Genomic DNA, 20,548 nt, shown 5'->3' on the forward strand with positions numbered 1-20,548 from the left:
ATACTTGCGTATCACTCCCTGATGGATACCTACTATGTCAAACAAAACAAATAAAGGCATTTGGTTTGCCTATATTGCTAGCCTACTTACCCCCTTAACTTTAATGCTATCAGGCATCATAGCCATTATTTTTGCAGGCTATCAGATGAATAAAGGCACAAATGATGAAGTTGTCGATAGCCACTACTATGCGATCATCAAAAGTTTCTTTCTATTTCTTACTTTTTTCGTCGTCCTTGGTGTTACAGCCGCAACGATGAGCGGCATGGTTGCAGGTTTAGAGTATTGGGTCCACAGCTCTATTCTTGATAAAATCTATTCAGCTATACCGGTTATCGGCGCTGTCATTTCATTACTTGCTATTGGTACTTGGTTTATAAAACTGGCCAAAGGAATGCAAAAACTTAAAGCATATCAAGCAATTGAAAATCAATAATATAAAGGCACTTTAAGTGCCTTTTTTATTTCGAGTAACAAAATAAACATTTAGTAAATATCATCACAACAAGAAAGTGATCTTCATCAGTTTTACTGTTAGAATTTGCCACCAAAAGCGATAGAAACTTACAAAAAAGATCCGACTGAAACGATGTTGAGTAATGTAAATTTGTTTTTAATATTGTGATTAAAGTGCAAATTGTTTACCTGAATCAATAATCCATTACTCTTTTCAGTCTAAACTACAGGTAATTATTAAATTTATATGCTTAGCCATAAAGATTTTGAAGATAAAACTGTTGTTATATTTCAACACTTCATCCCATTTAGGCTGAGCATTACTGCGTTTATCATTTTAAATATACTCATCTGGAGAGATTTCTCACATGAAAAAGACCAAAATCGTTTGTACGATTGGCCCAAAAACTGAGTCAGTAGAAAAACTAACTGAACTTGCAAATGCTGGCATGAACGTAATGCGCCTTAACTTCTCACACGGCGATTTCGCAGAGCACGGCAACCGTATCGATAATCTTCGTCAAGTAATGAAGAACACAGATAAGCAACTTGCTATCCTTCTTGATACTAAGGGTCCTGAAATCCGTACTATCAAACTAGAAAACGGCGATGACGTTGCTCTAGTTGCTGGTCAAGACTTCACATTTACAACTGATATTTCAGTTATTGGTAACAAAGACGTTGTTGCTGTTACTTACCCAGGTTTTGCTAAAGACCTTGAAGTTGGTAACACTATCCTTGTTGATGATGGCCTAATCGAAATGGAAGTTGTTGCAACAACTGAAACTGAAGTTAAGTGTAAAGTTCTTAACAACGGTGACCTAGGCGAAAACAAAGGTGTTAACCTTCCTGGCGTTTCAGTTAAGCTTCCAGCTCTTTCTGAAAAAGATAAAGCTGACCTTAAGTTTGGTTGTGAGCAAGGCGTTGATTTCGTTGCAGCTTCTTTCATCCGTAAAGAAGAAGATGTTAAAGAAATCCGTGAACTACTTGTTGCTAATGGCGGCGAGAACATTCAAATCATCTCTAAGATTGAAAACCAAGAAGGTGTTGATAACTTCGATTCAATCCTAGAAGCTTCTGACGGTATCATGGTTGCTCGTGGCGATCTTGGTGTTGAAATCCCAGTTGAAGAAGTAATCTTCGCTCAGAAGATGATGATCGAGAAATGTAACCGCGCACGTAAAGTTGTAATCACTGCAACTCAAATGCTTGATTCTATGATCAAAAACCCACGTCCAACACGCGCAGAAGCGGGTGATGTTGCTAACGCAATCATGGATGGTACAGATGCAGTAATGCTTTCTGGTGAATCGGCTAAAGGTAAATACCCTGTTGAAGCAGTAACTATCATGGCTCAAATCTGTGCTCGTACAGATAGAGCTCTTAAAGCAGAGCTAGGTTCTCGTCTAGACAGCCCACGTCTACGTATCACTGAAGCGGTATGTAAAGGCGCTGTTGATACAGCTGAGAAACTAAACGCTCCTGTAATCGTTGTAGCAACTGAAGCTGGTAAATCTGCTCGTTCTATTCGTAAGTACTTCCCAACAGCTAAAATCATCGCTGTAACTACTAATACTAAGACAGCTGCACAGCTTTGTCTTTCTAAAGGTGTTACTCCAATGGTTGTTGATGCTATCGATAGCACTGACGCATTCTACCTACGCGGTAAAGAGCTAGCTCTTGAGTCTGGTATTGGCGCTAAAGGCGACATCGTTGTTATGGTTTCTGGTGCTCTAGTACCATCAGGCACAACAAACACAGCATCGGTACACGTATTATAATTCATCTGAATTTATAATCGGTTATACGACATTCAATAAAAGAGGGCTTAGGCCCTCTTTTTTTATGAAATTTTATTGGCAGTAAAGATACGATACGTTATACTCGAAATCATTAACAGAACTGCAGATGGTATATATCATTCTTGGTATCTAATATATTTATAAGCCAAGTTGACATCATTCATTGCAATCAAGATTTATTAAAGAGAGTAGCGAAGTGTCTAGCCCAACCCTTACAGATAAAGTATCAAAAATGATTCACCAAGATATTCTTAATGGTGATCTGCACCCAGGTCAAAAATTGGTTGTTGCCGAACTAAAAGAACGTTACAGCGTTGGCGCATCTCCAATTCGCGAAGCACTTGTTCAGTTATCTTGGAATAAATATGTAAAACTTCAACCTCAAAAAGGCTGCTGGGTTGCTGCTATTTCATCAGAAGAACTAAAAGAATTATTCGAAGGTTTATCTGTTATTGGTAAGGTTTTACTGTCAAAAGCCATCAAAAATGGCAATGAAGCATGGGAGCTAAGTGTTCTAACTACCTTCCATAAATTAAGCAAAGTAAATCTAACTGAACCGTCATTAGAAGTTATGCTTGAATGGGAAGAACGATATTCAGCATTTCATAGTACCCTTCTTGAAGGGGCTAATGCGCCAATTATGCACCAATTCCACCAAGAGTTAACAAACCAAATTAAACGCTATCACCATCTTCAAAGTAATTATAATGAAGCGTGTAAAGAATATACTGATTTCCTAAAAGAACATGAAAGCATTATGAAACTGGCATTAGCTCGCAATGAAGAGCAAGCGATTGAATTACTAGAAAAGCACTATGTCACTACAATGGATTTACTATCGGGCTCATTTGAAGCCTAACATTCATTTATGACTAAAATAGAAAACCAGACACTATCGTCTGGTTTTTTGTTTTATGCTATATCTATTTACGACTCGGCGATTACCAACCAAAAAACTCTTTATTATGAGTACCTATCAGTAATACCATTAATAAAAAATAAATCGCACTCAGTTGAAATCCTAAAATAGCCAGGCTACCTACTGTTAGTCTTACTAAAAAATCAGTAAACATAAAGACCTCGTACTATCCTCAGCCCATTCGCTTACTCCCTACTAACGTATAGCATCCTACTATAGGCTTATTTATCAATAAGAGTAAGTATAGCTAAGCTTCTACTTTAGTCTAATGAGAAGCCAATAACTAATTAGGCTAAATCTTCCAAACTGGTGCATATTGAGATCGTATTACGACCATTAGCTTTTGATTCATACAAAGCAAGATCCGCACATTTATACGCATGATCGGTAGAAATACCGATATCCGTTAAGCCGCCGCTAACCGTCACTTGATATTTTTCTATTTGAGATACCGCAACACGAAGTCTATTGACTACCATTTCTGCATCTTTCAACTCAGTATGAGGCATAATAATAGCAAACTCCTCACCACCAATACGAGCAACAAAATCGGTATCTCTGCTCCCTCCTTTCAAAACAGATGCAACTAATTTAATAACTTCATCACCAACGTCATGGCCTTTGCTGTCATTAATTCGTTTAAAAAAATCAATATCAAAAATAACTAAACAGCATTGATGTACAGGGTAATAACGCTTAGTCAGTAACGTTTGGTTCTCTAATTCAAACTCAAATTTTCGTCTATTCCAGCAATCTGACAGCGAATCTTTTTCACTTAAATAGCGCAACTCTTTTTCTAATAATTTTCGCTGAGTAATATCGATATAAGAGATAATATAATATTGAATATCTTTACGCTTATTCTTAACCGATTGAATTCTAACTAGTAAACTTAATTCTTCTTGAGCCTTACTTAATACATCGATTTCACCTTGCCAAGCACCTAACTCTTCAACTTGTTTCCAATTATTCAATCTTTTTTGCGATTGTTCACAATTTGATGCTAATACATCAAACGTACTTTTCCCTATTGCATCGGCTGATGTATAACCACAAATTGAAGTGAATGCGGTATTTACTTTAATAATTCGCTGGTGTTTATCTGTAATAACAACGGCTGACATTCCTTCCAATGCCGATTTCGCAAGTTGGCTCTCTAAGTTTGATCGATCCCATAGCGTTAATAATATTCCAAAAGGAATAACGATTAGCCCTAGCAAAAGAAAAATAATCATAGCCTCTTCAACAACCTCTATTTGCAGGTTATAAAAGAACACATCAAGTTCTGAAGCCGGATAACATAATAAAAAATAAGCATCTTTATTCGGTTCACTTTTATCAATTGAGAAACGATAAAAAGAGTAAATATTGCCATTTAGATAAGTACTTCCTACCTGCATTTCAGACATAATACTCCACAGTTCAGGCTCTTCTGCCTTGAGTGTTTTATCCGCTCGACCATTAACTAAATGACCAAATACTTCTTCTGATTTATCAGTTAGAAGATAGTATCCATCTTGGTTAATCATCGAAGGTGAAATACTAAGCGTTGGTGAAAACTTCACAACATTAACAATACTAGCGTCACTCAACTCTGCTAATACATAGCCTTTTCTTAAACCAACAACATCAATAGGAATAAAGATCTGCATCATTGGCTTATAAACACCTGAATTAGCCAATTTACGATTAAGCACAACACCTTCCGAAAAAATGTGACCTTCTGGTAATGTTGCCAACCTCTCTAGAAGTAGATCGTTAATTGAGCTCTCATTCGTAATTCGTTTTGTCGCTTTCCCTGTTTTAGCGTCATAAGTAAACAGAAATAAACTCTCCCCACTCTCATCAACTAATTCCAATTTCGAAAAGAATTTTTCTGCTTGCATAAGGCGCAGCCAAGAAAATTCAACAGCTAGCTGAACTCGCACAGAGGGGTATAAAAAGTAGTCATATAAAGGGCGGCTTTTAGAGACAAGATCTAATGTATTCGCAATACGATTTGAAAGCTCATTAAATTCATTATGGGTATAAGCTAATTGTTGAGTCGATTCATTTTGAATTTTCTCTACAACAACTGCTTTTCTTTTTTGAAAGTCATTATAAAAATACAGTGAGGCTATGATAGAAAAAAATAGATATACGCATATTGAATAAACAACTATTTTAAGTTTTTTATGGCGCATATATTCCCTCTTCAATTTGCGGATAGTCATTCTATATTTAATTTATATAACAAACAATAAAGCCCTCTTTATAAAAAGAAGGCTTTATTAAATAAATAGCTTAGACAATATGATGCTCTACACTCTTAAGGATTTTTCTCCTCGAGCGATACCAACAACACCACTTCTCGCCACTTCCACGACTTCAGTCACTTCTGCTACCGCTGTAATAAACGCGTCAAGTTTTTCAGAAGTACCTGCTAGCTGAATCGTATATAGTGAGCTTGTTACATCAACTATCTGGCCTCGGAAAATATCAGCCGTACGTTTTACTTCTGCTCTTGCAAAGCCACTTGCTTTCACTTTAATCAATAGCAATTCACGTTCAACATGCTCTGTCTCAGTAACTTCTTGAACTTTAATGACATCAATTAATTTATGCAACTGCTTCTGGATCTGCTCAAGTTCCATCGCATCACTCGCCGTTGTAATATTTAAACGAGAAAGCGTTGGATCTTCTGTTGGTGATACCGTTAGCGATTCAATATTGTAACCACGTTGAGAGAACAAGCCAACCACACGAGATAATGAACCTGATTCATTCTCTATTAATAGTGAAATAATATGTCTCATTAGGTTCTCTCCGTTTTACTTAGCCACATTTTATCCATTGCTTCCCCTTTGATCTGCATAGGGTAAACGTGCTCTGTTTCATCAACATTAATATCAACAAAAACCAAACGGTCTGTTAATGATAGTGCTTTTTCTAATCCAGCCTCTAATTCGTCAGGATGATTGATTCGAATACCTACATGCCCATAAGCTTCTGCAATCGCGGCAAAATCAGGCACTGACGTCATATAGGAATTAGAGTGGCGGCCTTGATAAATAATATCTTGCCACTGCTTAACCATTCCCAAAAAACGGTTATTCAGGTTGATAATTTTAACTGGGATATCATATTGTAGAGCAGTTGATAGCTCTTGAATATTCATTTGAATACTGCCATCACCAGTAACACAAACAACAACCTCATCAGGGTGAGTAAACTTCACGCCAAGTGCTGCTGGTAAACCAAAGCCCATGGTGCCAAGGCCACCAGAGTTAATCCAACGTCGCGGTTTATTAAACGGATAATACAATGCCGCAAACATTTGGTGCTGACCTACATCAGAGGCAACATAAGCATCACCATTGGTTAGTCGATGAAGAGTTTCAATGACTTGCTGAGGCTTAATTCGATCAGGAGATGTTTCATAAGATAGACACTTACGATCCTGCCACACTGAAATATCTTTCCACCATGCATCTAAAGCCGCTTTATCATTGCAATCACCTTGCTCAGAAAGCAACTTAAGCATTGATTCCAAAACAATTTCCGCAGAACCTACAATAGGCACATCAACTCGTACATTTTTAGATATTGATGATGGGTCAATATCAATATGCATGATGGTCGCATCTGGGCAGTATTTATCTAGGTTGTTGGTGGTACGATCATCAAAACGAACACCAACACCAAAAATAAGATCGGCATTATGCATCGCCATATTAGCTTCATAAGTACCATGCATCCCTAACATACCTAATGCATTTTTATGGGTACCAGGAAAAGCACCTAAGCCCATAAGCGTACTGACTACAGGTAAATTAAGTGATTCAGCTAATTTAATAACGTGTTGCTCGGCTGATGAGATAACAGCTCCACCACCAATATAAAGAACTGGTTTTTTTGCAGCCAAAAGAGTTTTAAGGCCTTTTTTAATCTGACCTTTATGCCCTGTTGTCGTTGGATTATACGACCGCAATGACATCGACGTAGGATATTGATAAGGGAATTTAAACGCAGGACTCATGACATCCTTTGGGATATCAATAACAACAGGTCCAGGACGACCTGTGGATGCGATATAAAATGCTTTTTTTATAATTTCAGGAATGTCTTCGGCTTTTCTAACTAAAAAGCTATGTTTAACTATCGGGCGAGAAACACCTACCATGTCACACTCTTGAAAAGCATCAGTGCCTATCATGCTGTTTGGTACGTTTCCAGAAAGCACAATCATAGGGATAGAATCCATATAGGCTGTTGCTATTCCAGTAATTGTATTTGTTGCTCCAGGGCCTGAACAAACAAGAACCACACCCGGTTTACCTGTTGCTCGAGCAAATCCATCAGCCATATGTGTTGCCGCTTGTTCATGCCTTACTAGCACATGCTGAATATCATCAGCTTTCATGTGTAGTGCATCATAAATATCCAACACAGAGCCACCAGGGTAGCCAAATATGTGTTCAACACCTTCATCAATCAGAGATTGTACAATCATCTCTGCGCCAGATAACATTTCCATATTTATCTCCAGACATAAAACCTTTAAATTAACGAAATGAATTATCGCTAAATTAGTGGTTTACATAGTTAGGGCTTATTTTTAGCCTAAACCGACATTAATCAGATTAAAATCCTATGTAGATGCTCGTCATTAGTAACAAAAACCAACATCACGAAACAACTTTAACCTTTTATTAGCACTTTGGTCTAGAGGCTATTTATTGAAACCGATAATATGTTCAACCTTAAAAGATGAAGTAGTGATTTACTCTCATTTCGAATAACAAATAAAGAATTAAAAGCTAACATTAGTCAAATAATGAAAGATAATAAATTGTTAGACAGAACCTAATTAGGTGTTTTAGATCTCACTTTAAAGGCATAAAAAAACCAGCCTATAAAAGACTGGTTTTCTGCTTATTTAAAAAAATAGAAACGTATGATTATTTATCTTTTTTCTCTTTTGTTTCTTTTTTATCGTCATACATCTCTTCAATCTCGTCTTGGTAACGCTCATTGATCACTTTACGACGTAATTTTTGTGTTGGTGTTAATTCGCCTTTATCCATCGAAAACTCTTTAGACAATAAAGTGAATTTTTTAACTTGTTCAAAACGAGCGAGTTCTTTTTGCAGATTAGCAACACGCTTCTCAAGCATCTCAACGATTTCGCTGTTTTTCACCAACTCCATACGGTCATGATAAGCAATGTTCAACTCTTTCGCATACTCTTCTAGCGCATCGTAACAAGGTACGATAAGTGCTGATACGAATTTACGAGTATCTGCAATGACAGCAATCTGCTCAATAAAATGGTCTTTACCGATAGCGCCTTCAATAACTTGTGGAGCGATGTATTTACCACCAGAGGTTTTCATTAACTCTTTAATGCGGTCGGTAATATATAAGTTACCTTCTGCATCAAACTCACCAGCATCACCTGTTTTTAAGAAACCATCTTCTGTAAAGTTCAATGCCGTTTCTTCCGGTTTATTGTAGTAGCCTTTCATAACCATTGGACCACGTACAAGGATTTCGCTGCTTTCACCAATCTTAACTTCAGCACCTGGCATTAATGTGCCAATAGAGTCAGGGTGAAACTTACCATCTTCCCAGCATGAGATCGTTGCTGTCGTTTCTGTCATGCCATAACCTAATTTTACATTAACACCTAAGGCATGGAAAAAACGTCCAATAGTCGCATCAAGCTTTGCGCCACCACATGGCATGAAATTAATATTTCCACCGAGGATCATTCTAAGCTTTGACAGCACTAATTTATCAGCCACTTTGTGTGACTGTTTAAGTAACCATGATGGTTCACGCTGCTCTTGGTGACATGCTGACATTTTTGCCCCCATGTTTACCGCCCAAGTAAACATCACTTTACGATGCGCAGGAGCACGAGATACTTTTTCATGTACGGTAGAGAAAATCTTTTCATAGAAACGAGGAACGGCACACATCACCGTAGGTTTCACTTCGGTTAGCGCTTCTTTAATTAGGTTTGTATTTGGTAGGTAGCAGTTTGTCGCCCCTTTATACAAGACATAAAAGGTCCATGCGCGTTCAAATACGTGCGATAACGGTAAGAAACACAGTGACACGTCTTTTTCTGTTAATGCCAAATTAGTGTTGTGTCCCTCTAGCTGTGAACCAACATTAACATAATCTAGCATCACACCTTTTGGCTCTCCCGTTGTACCTGAGGTATAAATCAACGTGAGTAGGTCATCCATTTGTGCACTATCTAGACGAGCTTGCAACTCATCTTTGTGCATGTCATCGGCTTTAGCAATGAAATCATTCCAAGAAATACCCGCTTGGTGATCATTTAAGTCAATATCATCACTTAATGCCACAATATGAGTCAGCTGAGGACATTGATCAAAAATAACCACAGCAGCATTGTATTGCGCCTGCTCACCAACAAATAAAATACGGATATCCGCGTCATTAAGGATATAAGCGGCTTGCTTTGGCGTGTTAGTTGGATAGATAGGTACAGGAACTGAACGCAATTGCATAGTAGCAAAATCAGCGATTGTCCAGCGAGGCATGTTATTTGAGAATATACCCACCTTTTCTTGCACATTTAACCCATGAGCCAATAGCGCTAATGATAGCGTATCCATCTGCTCTCCAAATTCACCCCAAGTAATGTCACTCCATGCAGCGCACTGAGTGTCACTCCAAGCACCACATTTACGTTCACGTAATGCTGTTGCATTGGGTTTATTTGCGATATGTTTGCGGATCTCTTTTACAATATGTAGGTTTTGAATAGTCATCTCGAATTCACCTTTAGGCTTACACTTGTAAGCTATAATCTGCACAAAGTGTACAAGTGGCAGTAAAAAAGGCAACTATTTCTCTGTATAAAATGTAAGTATTGTTGTGTGAAACTCATTTCCGCTTGCTCTATTAACAAATTGATTATTTAAAATCTACATTTTGTTTATATCGTACAGCTACCTACAAAAAAGGCAGCGTCAATTCGCTGCCTTTCTATTTATTACTTTTATTATAGCTTTAAAACATCATACCTTTGCTTGAAGCTACAACTTCTTCACCACAAATAAGCATTAGTTGATCTCTCATCCAGATATGCCCTTTGTCTTTTTGGTATGAATCATGCCAGCTTAAATAACCACTGATGCCTTTTGATTCAATCGGTAATGGAAGGATCGCAAGTTGATCACGATTAGGCATAGAATTCACCAACCATTTTGGAGCTACGGTAATTAATTCAGATTGAGAAACAACATATAAGATATTACTGATACTTGCGCCTTTATACGCTTGCTCATACAGTGAATCCATATAAATGTGATCCGCAAATCCTTTCGTATTTTCAAGACGAGCTGGCACTGCATGTTTTTCATTTGCCAATTGCTCTTTAGTAATACCGCCTTGAATACGAGGGTGATTAACTGAAGTCACAACAACAAGTTCATCCGTAAATAACTCAGTACTCATATAACCAGGTTCATCAAAGCGCACATAATCAATCACGAAATCCACTTCTTGATAACGTAGTTTTTGAGCAATTTCTGGATCATGCTCACCTGATAATTTCAGATTAATGTATGGCGATTTTTGTTGAATATCTCGCATGATGCGCGGGGCAAAACGAATATCTGATGGACTACAAATGGATAGCTTAAATTGTCTTGCTGATGTTTCAGGAGAAAAAGTAGAGCTTGGCAGCTCGTTCTTCACTAACTGCAGAGCTTGTCGCATTGGAGCAAACAGTTGACGTGCTCGCTGAGTTGGCTGAATACCTCTTCCATGACGAATAAATAGTTCGTCGTTGAACATCACTTTCAAGCGAGAAACCGCATTACTTACCGCAGGTTGCGACATCCCTAAATTTTGCGCAGCACGAGTAATATTTTGCTCCTGCATTACGGCATCAAAAACAGTTAATAAATTTAAATCAACACTGCGTAATACTTGTTCTGAACTTGCAACAGGTACGGAAATAGGGCTAGGTTCTGACATATTCATTTAATGACTCTCTCAATCGGCCAATCGGCAATTTTATTCAAATTAATAGTTAATCATGGCTGCATATTTTTATTATTATTTCGAGATATTGATCTCATATATGTTAGCCAGTTCTTAATCATCATTACTGAATAGATTTACAAAATCCATAGCACCTACAGAATTTTAATTTTAATTTATGCTTAATGAATTTAAATAACAAAATAAAACTTATGGATCAGATAATTAGCAATAAATATAAATTTATCTAAAGCCATATTGAATCCGTTTTTTCCTACAAACCAAAAAAAACCATGCAATATTGCATGGCTTAATAATAAGAAACATCAATCAATTATGTTAAAAAAGTGACGATATTCGATTTAAGTCTGATTGTATTGCACCCGCCGTTACTTCCCTACCTGCGCCAGGTCCTCTAATAACTAATGGATTATCTTTATACCATTTGCTTTCAATGGCAAAGATATTATCGCAAGGGAGTAAATTAGCTAATGCATGATGCTCTGCAAGTGCTTCGATACTCACAGTAGCGCTCCCATCTTTGTTTAAACGAGCAACATAACGCAAAACCTTTTGCTCTTTTTGTGCTTTCTCTAAACGCTCAAGCAAGGCAAGATTAATTAGCTCTCCTTTTGCGAGAAAGTCATCCAAGCTAACATCTTTTAACTCCGCAGGAACCAAAGACTCAACTTTTACTTGCGTTGGTTCAATCTTCAATCCAGCTTCACGCGCTAAGATCACCAATTTTCTCATGACATCAGAACCATCTAAATCATTTCTAGGATCCGGTTCAGTTAAGCCTTGTTGCCAAGCCAGATCGACTAACTCAGTAAAAGGGACATCACCATTATACTGTTGAAATAACCATGATAAAGTTCCAGAAAAAATGCCTGATAACGCAACTATTTCATCACCGCTTTCTCGTAAATCTCTAACGGTGTGATTAATAGGAAGACCGGCGCCTACTGTTGCATTATACAACCAGTGACGCCCTGTTTTTGCAAACGCATCCACCACTGCTTGATATTCTTCGCTTGGCGCTGAACCCGCCACTTTGTTTGCAGAAATAAGATGAATCCCCTGCTCTGCAATTTTCGTATATTGTTGTGACAGCTCGGCACTTGCGGTGACATCAAGCACGACAACATCATCGTAGCCTTGAACTAATCCAAGCTTTTCTATCCAATCAAAATTCTGATATGAAATCGCTTCATCATCAAATTTTTCAACTACTGACGTTGAATCTAGTCCATCAAAATCTAACCAATGACGATGACGGTCAATGACACCAACAAGTGAAAACTGCATACCATGACGTTTTTCAAGGTTACGTTTTTGCTCAGTAAAAAGAGACAGCCATTGAGAGCCAATATTGCCATGCCCACACAATACAAGCGCAACACGTTTTTGAGCTTGGAATAAGTGAGTATGGATATCATTAATTACTGGCGTCGTATCCACTTTACGTAATATCGCAACCAAACTTAAACCAGATTCAGATTCACACACAAACTCTAATGGGCAGTTCTTTAATTGATGGTAAAAACCATGACTATGAATCGCATTACTCGTCACGCCAGCACCAACCGCCGCAATCATCGAGTAGCCTTCTTTAAGCTTGATTTCAGCATGAACCGCAGAGTTCTGTAACACCTCTAATGCTTCATGAACGACTTCTGAGGTATAAGTAAGTAATAGCGTAAACTGATCAGCCTGCGCTTCTAATGCCAAAGGTTGAAGTTGAGAACGAGTAAGAAGAGAAAGTACCTCTTGTTTCGCACGTTCAAAATCTTGTCCACGACCAAAACCTAATTGGATCAAATACACATCTTCTAATGAGGTAACAATTTTTGCACCACGACCAGAAGCCAATACACGTTCAATACGAGTCGAGCCAGATTCTGGCTGGTAACTACAACGTAAGCTTAAATCCAATGCACTTTGAGCAACAGGTTGCAGGGTTCGGCTGTGTAATACTGGTGCTGCTAATCGAGCCAACTCACTCGCTTCATCTAAACGAAGCAAAGGCAATAAGCAAGCATCTGCCACTTTTCTAGGATCGGCACTAAATACCCCAGCGACATCACTCCAAATAGTAACGCGAGAGACTTCAGCTAATGCCCCGATCATGGTCGCTGAATAGTCAGAGCCATTACGACCAAGTAGAACGGTTTCTCCTTTTTGATCGCGAGCCATAAAGCCGGTGATCACGATTCGTCCATGAGGATGCTGAGCCATTTGCTCTTTAAATAGTGGCCACGACAGTGAACGATCTACTTCAGGTTGAGCAGCTCGCTCCGCACGTAAAAAAGTTCGAGAATCGAGTGGCGCTGCCTGTAAATCTATTTGATTTAAATACGCAGAAAGCAGTCGAGATGACCATACCTCACCATGCCCAAGAACATCAGCCTGTTGAACTTCAGTTAATGGCGCGTGCAATTGACCAATAGCAATCAGTTCTTTATGCAGTAGTTCAAGTAATGGCTCCGCATTTTCAGCGCTAAGTAATTCTGAAATCAGCTCTTGTTGGTACTTTCGTAAAGACTCCAAGACTTCATGTGCTAATCGGCCATCTTTTAATAAACCATCAAACCATTCTAAAATTCGGTTTGTGGTGTTGCCCGCAGCAGACACGACAACCAGATCATGCTCGCTTGAGTATTCTTTTAAAATAGTCGCGACACGGCGATAGCATTCTGGATCGGCAAGGCTGCTACCACCAAACTTATGTAATTGACGTGGTACTAATCCTGTCATTACTTCACCTCTGCAGCGATAACGAAGGCTTGTTTCAGATCCGCGATAAGATCACGGCTGTCTTCTAATCCAACCGAAATACGTAGCAGTGTTGGAACTAAACCCGCTTCGGCTTGTGCTTCATCTGACATTGCTCGGTGAGTCATAGTACCTGGATGCGCAATCAAACTTTCTACACCACCAAGAGATTCTGCTAAAGAGAAATATTTTAGCTCTTTCACAAACACTTTCAGCTGTTCTAGTGATCCATTTAGCTCAAAACTTAACATCGCACCAAAGCCTGCTTGCTGACGCTTTGCAATCTCATGTCCTGGATGTTCAGGTAAACTTGGGTGATAAATTGTTCCTACTAAAGCTTCTTCTTGAAGGCACTTAAGCACCTCCATTGCATTCTCTTCATGTACTCGCATACGAGCACTAAGGGTACGAATTCCACGTAAGGTTAAGTAGCTATCAAAAGCCGTTCCCGTCGCACCAATACAGTTTCCCCACCACGCAAGATCATCTGCGTGTTCTTGTGTTTTAGCGATTAATACACCGCCAACTACATCTGAATGACCGTTAATGTATTTGGTTGTCGAATGAAGGACAAAGTCAGCACCTAAAGTTAGAGGTTGCTGTAATACAGGAGAAAGGAAGGTATTGTCGACAGCGACTAAAGCGCCGACTTTTGCAGCTTTTTGACAAATCTCAGCAATATCAACCACTCGAACTAATGGATTAGAAGGGGTCTCTAATAGAATAAGCTTTGGCTTTTTAGCAATCGCAGCATCAAGTGCGTCGGTATCAGATTGGTCGACAAATAGAGTTTTGAAGTCACCTTTATTAGCACGAGTATTAAATAAACGATACGTACCGCCATAACAGTCATGAGGCGCAACAATAAGATCATCTGGGCCAAGCAGAGCTGAAACCATTAGATTAAGTGCTGAAGTTCCGCAGTTTGTAACAACCGCACCAGCACCACACTCTAAATCAGATAAAGTGGTTTCTAATTGAGTTCGGGTTGGGTTACCTGAGCGAGCATAATCGTATTTTGGTACATCACCAAATTCAGGGAAGCTGTAGTTAGTTGATAAGTAGATAGGAGGTACAACCGCATTGTGTTGTGAGTCAGTCTCAATACCGGTACGAACAGCAATAGTTGCAGGTTTTCTCTCGCTCATAATTTCCCTTCCAAACTGCTAGGCAGTGGTCTGATACCAATCACCTTAATGAGATATAAAGCGGTAATTTTCTACTCATCTATCTCAGATGACTGATATAATCTAATCCATAAGTTATATTCTTCTACTTTACCATCACAAAATGAGACGTCAATACTTCTAGACGTCTATATATCTTTGCTTATAGCCGTAAATATCGCTAGAATTAGCCTATCGTATTTTAAACAACAATAATCCAGAACGAAGGTGAACAATGGCTGATTGGAATGGTGACTATTTAAGTCCTTATGCCGAACACGGTAAGAAAAGCGAACAAGTAAAAAAAATTACTGTTTCTATTCCAACAAAGGTACTACAAATCCTTACTGATGAACGTACGCGTCGCCAAGTAAGTAACCTACGTCACGCAACGAACAGCGAATTATTATGTGAAGCATTCCTTCATGCTTACACTGGCCAACCTTTACCAACAGATGAAGACTTACGTAAAGATCGCCCAGATGATATTCCAGCAGAAGCAAAGGCCTTAATGACTGCAATGGGTATTGAGTTCGAAGCATTTGATGAAGAGTAAATAACTTTCATCTCCACCTCCTACCTCCTCCTTATTTTTTATAAATCAGGAGGATTACATTTCTACTTGCTTAATAAATAATCACAGTACCCTACTATAATTATAAAGGACTTACTGTGAAAAATAACATGGCAAAAACAGCGATAGCACTCGCTATTACCTCTCTATTGAGCGCCTGTACCTCAACCTCAGAAACAGCACAAATAACCTCAACTTATCAATGTAATCCTCAAATGATGGAAGAAAGTAATCATTTACGCATCTATCAAATCATGGTGGAAAGCTTTGTTGATGGTGATAACAGCATTGGTCATGGCACAGGTTACGGCCCGAGTCATCATAATGGTGATCTACAAGGGATCATTGATTCATTAGATTATATTCAATCATTAGGCATGAACGCCATTTGGATGACACCTATTTTTGAATCCGCACCAATTGAGGGCCAAGAGCATTGGGCTGATAAACTAGATGCTACTGGCTATTTCGCGACTGATTTCTTCAAAATTGATCCTCGCTTTGGCACATTAGAAAAAGCAAAAGAATTAGTAGAAGAAGCACATAAACGCGGAATGTATGTCTTATTTGATGGTGTATTTGGTCACCATAAAGAAGGCCTAATTAAGCCATCACCATCAGGCTTACTACCGAGTGGGAGTAATAATCCTGTTGATTACCCTGAGAGCGAAGATTTTTACTCTGAAGTAGCTGCATATTGGATCACTGAATTAAATATTGATGGTTGGCGACTAGATCAAGCTTACCAAGTACCTACTGAATCTTGGATAAACATTAGAAAAGCCGTTGATACCGCATCACAAAATACGACGTATATTAATAATAAAGGCGAACAAGTTAACCCGCTCGGTTACATGGTGGCTGAGATCTGGAATAACGAAAACTACATTACAGAAACCGGATACGGAGAGGAGAACAATCCAGCTCTTTGTTCGGCATTTGATTTTCCCTTACGCTTTCGTATTACCGAGACCTTCGCCGTCAATGAGAGTGGAATAGGAAATAAAGGAGGTGATTGGCTTAACGAGGGAATGCAAATGCATGAACTCTACCCTTCACACGCAACTCCAAATCTAATGCTAGGTAACCATGATGTGGTTCGCTTTGGTGATTTATTACAACGTGGTGATATTGCAGAACCAAGTGACAATAATTATTGGTTACGTCACAAAGCAGCCCTTTCATTTCAAGCAGCTTATAGCGGTCCTATCACTCTTTATTACGGAGATGAAATTGGCGATCAAGTTGATGGTTTCTCTAACAAAGAAAATAAAGATACCTGTGCTATTAAAGGATTATGTGATGATCATATCGCTCGCTCATCCGCCAAAATTGATGGCCTTACCGCAACACTAACACCTGACCAACTTAAGCTAAAAACCTACGTCTCAAAGCTAATGACTTTACGTATTGAAAACCCTGCATTATCGGAAGGCGTCAGAACCAATATTATCGCTAATAAGGCGGTATATGTAGATCATAAGCAAGCAGAAAATAATACGATTCTATTCATGGTTAGCACTCAAGAGCAAAGCCAAACGCTTTATCTTGAAGCTGAACAGATAGGATCAAAAGGTAATTTAGTCGATTTATTAACAAGCCAAATATTTAGCCCTAACGAAGGTGTATATACAATTCCTCTATCTAACTTTGAAAGCCGATTTTTAAAGATAGAAAAACCAAACTCTATCGGTCCTAAAGCAACAGTAAAAGAAATTGCTCTGTATGGTAGTGGTTTTATGGCCCAATGTGATAATCCGACAATACCCACCACTAACGCTCCAATCAAAGACACTCTATATCTTGTAGGTGATTTCTCAGATTCTCGCTGGGGTCATAAAGAACCTAGAGCCTATCAATACAAAGGGAACGACACCTATCAAGTTGTGATAAACGAAAAACGAGGCTCTTATAAAATGCAATACGCAACAAGAGATTGGGGAGCTCAATATACTGCTGAGGGATTATCTCCAAAATTAGGCCAATTGAATGCATTAATTAACGGTGGCTACGGCCAAGATACTGCGATCTATCTTCCTGAAGATGGTAACTATGTATGGAGTTTAAAGTTTACCCCTCAAGGAGAACCAAAATCGATGATGATTTCGAAGTGTAAATAAATGAATATAAACTGAACTACTTCTAGCTAATGAGGTCTATCATTAGCTAGATCACATTTCTGATTATTTCCTATTTTCTTTATTCCCTCCATTTTTACATTAATTCCTATTTTGAAATATCTTCGCACGTGAGCATTATCTCATTTATGCTCTGAATACATCCTACCAAGTGTGATTATTATCAACAGAAGACCTATAGCTAATTTTTCTCATCCCTAACTCTACGCCCTCTCTTTTATAAAAAGAGGAGGAGTTAAATATCGTGATTTATTTTTAATCTGTCTCTCGTTCAATAACGACGACGATGTTTACTTTTCTTCCCTACACTGCCTTAGTTGAGTAAACATTTTCAAATCAAAATATCCTTTAAAAAGGAAATAGGATTTTAAGATGAAAATGAATAAATACACATTACTTGCTGCCGCTGTTTCTACAGCATTACTTTCTGGTGCTGCATTTGCTGAAACAGAAGTTGCTTTAGATGTAATTTCTGGTGATGAAGCCGCACCTAAAGTTGAAAAAGTAAATGGAACGGATGTATTAACAGATGGTTGGGAAGTACACGGTTACGGCTCTTTTAATTATCGACTACAAGATGGTGAAACGGTTAATTCTGAATTTGGTAAAACCAATTATCATTCTGCTGGTACTTCAGGAAAAAGCACTAACCAAGTTGAATTCGTATTAAAAAAACATACAGAACATCAAAACGGTGTTTGGTCTGATTTTGTTTTAAGAACTGAGTATGGTAATGGTAATTCTTTCGCTTACAGTTCAGAAGGTTCACAAAAAAAGAATGACCAAGCACAACTTGAAGTAAAAGAAGCATTTGTTGAAATTGGTGGCTTATCTTATTTAGGTGACGACACATCAATTTGGAGTGGTCATCGTTATTTAAATCGTTCAGCGGGCCTTTTATCAGGTGAATTTTGGAACCAAACATCTGGTTTAGGTGCAGGTATACAATCTAAACTCGCAGGTCATACAACAGGATTTGCTGTTGTTTCTGCAGATATGAATGATGAAATAAATAATGATGTAAATAATGACCGTCAAACTGTTACATCTTATAACCTATACTACTATGGGGTTGAAGCGCTAGGTGGTAGCTTTAACTTCGATTTAAAATTCATGAGCCAAGCTAACCAAACTGGTGGTGAAGCTGAAACTGGAGTTGGTGGTGCAATTACATATAACCGTGATTTTTACGGTTTCGATGGTTGGTCTCAGACAGGTTTAGCATATGGGCAAGGTGTGGCAGCTAATAGAGGTGTAAACTTTGGTTCATGGAGTGGTGATGGTACATTTACTGATGACTCAAATAGCCTTTTCTTCACATCATATGGTGTAGCTAACCTTTCTAAAAACTGGCAATTAGGTACTGAATTTACCTATTGGGCTACAGAGGAAATATATGGCCAAGATGATTTTACTCGAATCATGTTTGCTGCTCGTCCATCGTATAAGATTAATGATAACCTACGTTTTGAAATGACCGGTAGTGTTTCTTCGGAAACACTAGCTGATGGACAATCTTGGGGTCGCCAAGATGATAATATGTACTACATGGCAGAAGTGGCATTACCATTTACAGTCAATGCCGACTACTTTGGTCGTCCACAAATTAAACCATATGTAACCTATTATCACACTGAAGATGAAAGTGCAGGTGGTTTAGAGTTGAATGGTAACGACGGTAGCGAATTTGTTGTTGGTATTCACACTGAAATTTGGTTCTAATTGCTTTAAAATTAAAGGCAGCCATATCGGCTGCCTTTTTGCGTTTATTTATCGAATCATGGAGAGTCTTGATGAACACCAAAAAATTATTACTTAGCTTACTTGTCGGGCTTTCTGTAACCGCGTGTACTTCAACTAAAGTCATTCAAGAACCAATAGTTCCAATTGCTTCCTCTGAAGTATGTTGCTCTGATTTTTCACAATTTCCATGGATACAACTTAGCAACACGGAAGAGTTCGACTTTCAATTAGATACTGATTCTCCTATTGGTCATTTCTCTGATGGAAATAGCTATTTTAATGCTTTTAAATTATCAGAACGTTCAGGAAAAGTGCAATTACGTCTGTCTAGTTTAATGATCAACGACTCGGTAGTTGCTCCGAAGCTAATTGCTCTTGATGACCAATTCAAAATTGTTAGTACGACAAATTTAGACCAATTTGACATTAAAACGTCTGATGCTTTTACTCGTACTCAATTTCAATTAAATTTTGACCTTGATGCTACAAAAACACCTTATTTTATTATTTATTCATCGGAAGCTTATTTAGGCCAATCAATAAAAATAAAGCACCCAGCAAGGGTCAGAGCTGAAGAACTAGGTGAAGCAATGCCAATGGTGACCGATCCGACTTATAAATATGAGCGTTTTGGAAAGCTAAAATTATCAGTAAAAACACTGTCTCTACAGGCGTATAAAGTACCAGAAAAACAAGTAAAACCTATTACTGCCTTAGCTCAACCAGAAACTCAAACATTTTATCAAAATGCCATTATTGAAGCTGTAAATACAAATAATATCACCAAAGCTCTTGCCTTATTAGAAGAGGCTAAAGCATTAGGAATTAAAAACGCTGAAACTGTTTTTGTTAACGCATTAGAGAGTAAAAAATAATTATTACTTTTTAACGAACCCCCAACAAAAAGGCTTCCTCATCAAACGATGTAGGAAGCCTTTTTTATGCTTACAAGAAAGACAAAAGCGACT

14 protein-coding genes are annotated in these 20,548 nt (G+C 38.3%); 7 read left to right on the forward strand and 7 right to left on the reverse strand.

Features of this window, described 5'->3' with window-relative positions; all coding sequences use genetic code 11:
* Nucleotides 1–34: 34 nt before the first annotated feature.
* From AC2INI_RS11890 to AC2INI_RS11900, 3 genes are all read left to right on the forward strand, one after another.
* Entirely contained in the window at nt 35–436 is a 402-nt protein-coding gene (locus AC2INI_RS11890) for a hypothetical protein (protein ID WP_486304907.1), read from the forward strand.
* A 388-nt stretch (nt 437–824) separates the two neighbouring features.
* A complete protein-coding gene (gene pykF, locus AC2INI_RS11895) occupies nt 825–2,237 on the forward strand; it encodes a pyruvate kinase PykF (RefSeq protein WP_122033719.1) in 1,413 nt (470 codons plus the stop codon).
* A gap of 217 nt (nt 2,238–2,454) precedes the next feature.
* A complete protein-coding gene (locus AC2INI_RS11900; protein WP_122033720.1) occupies nt 2,455–3,117 on the forward strand; it encodes a GntR family transcriptional regulator in 663 nt (220 codons plus the stop codon).
* A gap of 347 nt (nt 3,118–3,464) precedes the next feature.
* Here AC2INI_RS11900 and AC2INI_RS11905 read toward each other — a convergent pair whose 3' ends face one another.
* The 7 genes from AC2INI_RS11905 to AC2INI_RS11935 all read right to left on the reverse strand — a co-directional run bounded on the left by AC2INI_RS11905 (nt 3,465) and on the right by AC2INI_RS11935 (nt 15,107).
* Entirely contained in the window at nt 3,465–5,360 is a 1,896-nt protein-coding gene (locus AC2INI_RS11905; protein ID WP_122033722.1) for a sensor domain-containing diguanylate cyclase, read from the reverse strand.
* 117 nt (nt 5,361–5,477) lie between these two features.
* The gene (gene ilvN / locus AC2INI_RS11910) at nt 5,478–5,972 is read right to left on the reverse strand and encodes an acetolactate synthase small subunit (RefSeq protein WP_122033723.1); all 495 of its coding nucleotides are present in this window, start codon (nt 5,970–5,972) and stop codon (nt 5,478–5,480) included.
* Nucleotides 5,972–7,693, reverse strand: a complete 1,722-nt coding sequence (locus tag AC2INI_RS11915) for an acetolactate synthase 3 large subunit (RefSeq protein ID WP_486304908.1) — start codon at nt 7,691–7,693, stop codon at nt 5,972–5,974. The genes ilvN and AC2INI_RS11915 overlap by 1 nt, the downstream gene beginning before the upstream one ends.
* Before the next feature lie 424 nt (nt 7,694–8,117).
* Nucleotides 8,118–9,965: an AMP-dependent synthetase/ligase gene (locus AC2INI_RS11920; protein WP_486304909.1), complete on the reverse strand. Its 1,848-nt coding sequence runs from the start codon at nt 9,963–9,965 to the stop codon at nt 8,118–8,120.
* Between the two features lie 241 nt (nt 9,966–10,206).
* Nucleotides 10,207–11,184: a transcriptional regulator LeuO gene (gene leuO / locus AC2INI_RS11925; RefSeq protein WP_254052621.1), complete on the reverse strand. Its 978-nt coding sequence runs from the start codon at nt 11,182–11,184 to the stop codon at nt 10,207–10,209.
* A gap of 339 nt (nt 11,185–11,523) precedes the next feature.
* Nucleotides 11,524–13,941 carry a bifunctional aspartate kinase/homoserine dehydrogenase II gene (locus AC2INI_RS11930; protein WP_486304910.1) on the reverse strand — a complete coding sequence of 806 codons (2,418 nt, stop codon included), beginning with the start codon at nt 13,939–13,941 and terminating at the stop codon, nt 11,524–11,526.
* Nucleotides 13,941–15,107 (reverse strand): O-succinylhomoserine (thiol)-lyase, encoded by a 1,167-nt coding sequence (locus tag AC2INI_RS11935; protein ID WP_122033727.1) that lies wholly within the window; start codon nt 15,105–15,107, stop codon nt 13,941–13,943. Before AC2INI_RS11935 ends, AC2INI_RS11930 begins: the two co-directional genes overlap by 1 nt.
* 253 nt (nt 15,108–15,360) lie before the next feature.
* Between AC2INI_RS11935 and metJ the strand changes: the two genes are divergently transcribed.
* The 4 genes from metJ to AC2INI_RS11955 all read left to right on the forward strand — a co-directional run bounded on the left by metJ (nt 15,361) and on the right by AC2INI_RS11955 (nt 20,455).
* A complete protein-coding gene (metJ, locus tag AC2INI_RS11940) occupies nt 15,361–15,681 on the forward strand; it encodes a met regulon transcriptional regulator MetJ (protein WP_005421050.1) in 321 nt (106 codons plus the stop codon).
* Nucleotides 15,682–15,809: 128 nt separating this feature from the next.
* Nucleotides 15,810–17,819, forward strand: coding sequence for an alpha-amylase family glycosyl hydrolase (locus AC2INI_RS11945; protein ID WP_486305727.1), 2,010 nt, complete (start codon nt 15,810–15,812; stop codon nt 17,817–17,819).
* A 396-nt stretch (nt 17,820–18,215) separates the two neighbouring features.
* The gene (locus AC2INI_RS11950; protein WP_486305728.1) at nt 18,216–19,559 is read left to right on the forward strand and encodes a carbohydrate porin; all 1,344 of its coding nucleotides are present in this window, start codon (nt 18,216–18,218) and stop codon (nt 19,557–19,559) included.
* A 71-nt stretch (nt 19,560–19,630) separates the two neighbouring features.
* A complete protein-coding gene (locus tag AC2INI_RS11955; RefSeq protein WP_486304911.1) occupies nt 19,631–20,455 on the forward strand; it encodes a MalM family protein in 825 nt (274 codons plus the stop codon).
* The last annotated feature ends 93 nt before the right edge of the window (nt 20,456–20,548 follow it).

Source organism: Aliivibrio friggae, from assembly GCF_057368515.1.

What these genes read in the sequence shown, in the direction of transcription:
- AC2INI_RS11890 (WP_486304907.1), top strand. Translation starts at nt 35, where the DNA reads ATGTCAAACAAAACAAATAAAGGCATTTGGTTTGCCTATATTGCTAGC.
- pykF (WP_122033719.1), top strand. Translation starts at nt 825, where the DNA reads ATGAAAAAGACCAAAATCGTTTGTACGATTGGCCCAAAAACTGAGTCA.
- AC2INI_RS11905 (WP_122033722.1), bottom strand. Translation starts at nt 5,360, where the DNA reads ATGCGCCATAAAAAACTTAAAATAGTTGTTTATTCAATATGCGTATAT.
- ilvN (WP_122033723.1), bottom strand. Translation starts at nt 5,972, where the DNA reads ATGAGACATATTATTTCACTATTAATAGAGAATGAATCAGGTTCATTA.
- AC2INI_RS11915 (WP_486304908.1), bottom strand. Translation starts at nt 7,693, where the DNA reads ATGGAAATGTTATCTGGCGCAGAGATGATTGTACAATCTCTGATTGAT.
- AC2INI_RS11920 (WP_486304909.1), bottom strand. Translation starts at nt 9,965, where the DNA reads ATGACTATTCAAAACCTACATATTGTAAAAGAGATCCGCAAACATATC.
- leuO (WP_254052621.1), bottom strand. Translation starts at nt 11,184, where the DNA reads ATGAATATGTCAGAACCTAGCCCTATTTCCGTACCTGTTGCAAGTTCA.
- AC2INI_RS11930 (WP_486304910.1), bottom strand. Translation starts at nt 13,941, where the DNA reads ATGACAGGATTAGTACCACGTCAATTACATAAGTTTGGTGGTAGCAGC.
- AC2INI_RS11935 (WP_122033727.1), bottom strand. Translation starts at nt 15,107, where the DNA reads ATGAGCGAGAGAAAACCTGCAACTATTGCTGTTCGTACCGGTATTGAG.
- metJ (WP_005421050.1), top strand. Translation starts at nt 15,361, where the DNA reads ATGGCTGATTGGAATGGTGACTATTTAAGTCCTTATGCCGAACACGGT.
- AC2INI_RS11945 (WP_486305727.1), top strand. Translation starts at nt 15,810, where the DNA reads ATGGCAAAAACAGCGATAGCACTCGCTATTACCTCTCTATTGAGCGCC.
- AC2INI_RS11950 (WP_486305728.1), top strand. Translation starts at nt 18,216, where the DNA reads ATGAATAAATACACATTACTTGCTGCCGCTGTTTCTACAGCATTACTT.
- AC2INI_RS11955 (WP_486304911.1), top strand. Translation starts at nt 19,631, where the DNA reads ATGAACACCAAAAAATTATTACTTAGCTTACTTGTCGGGCTTTCTGTA.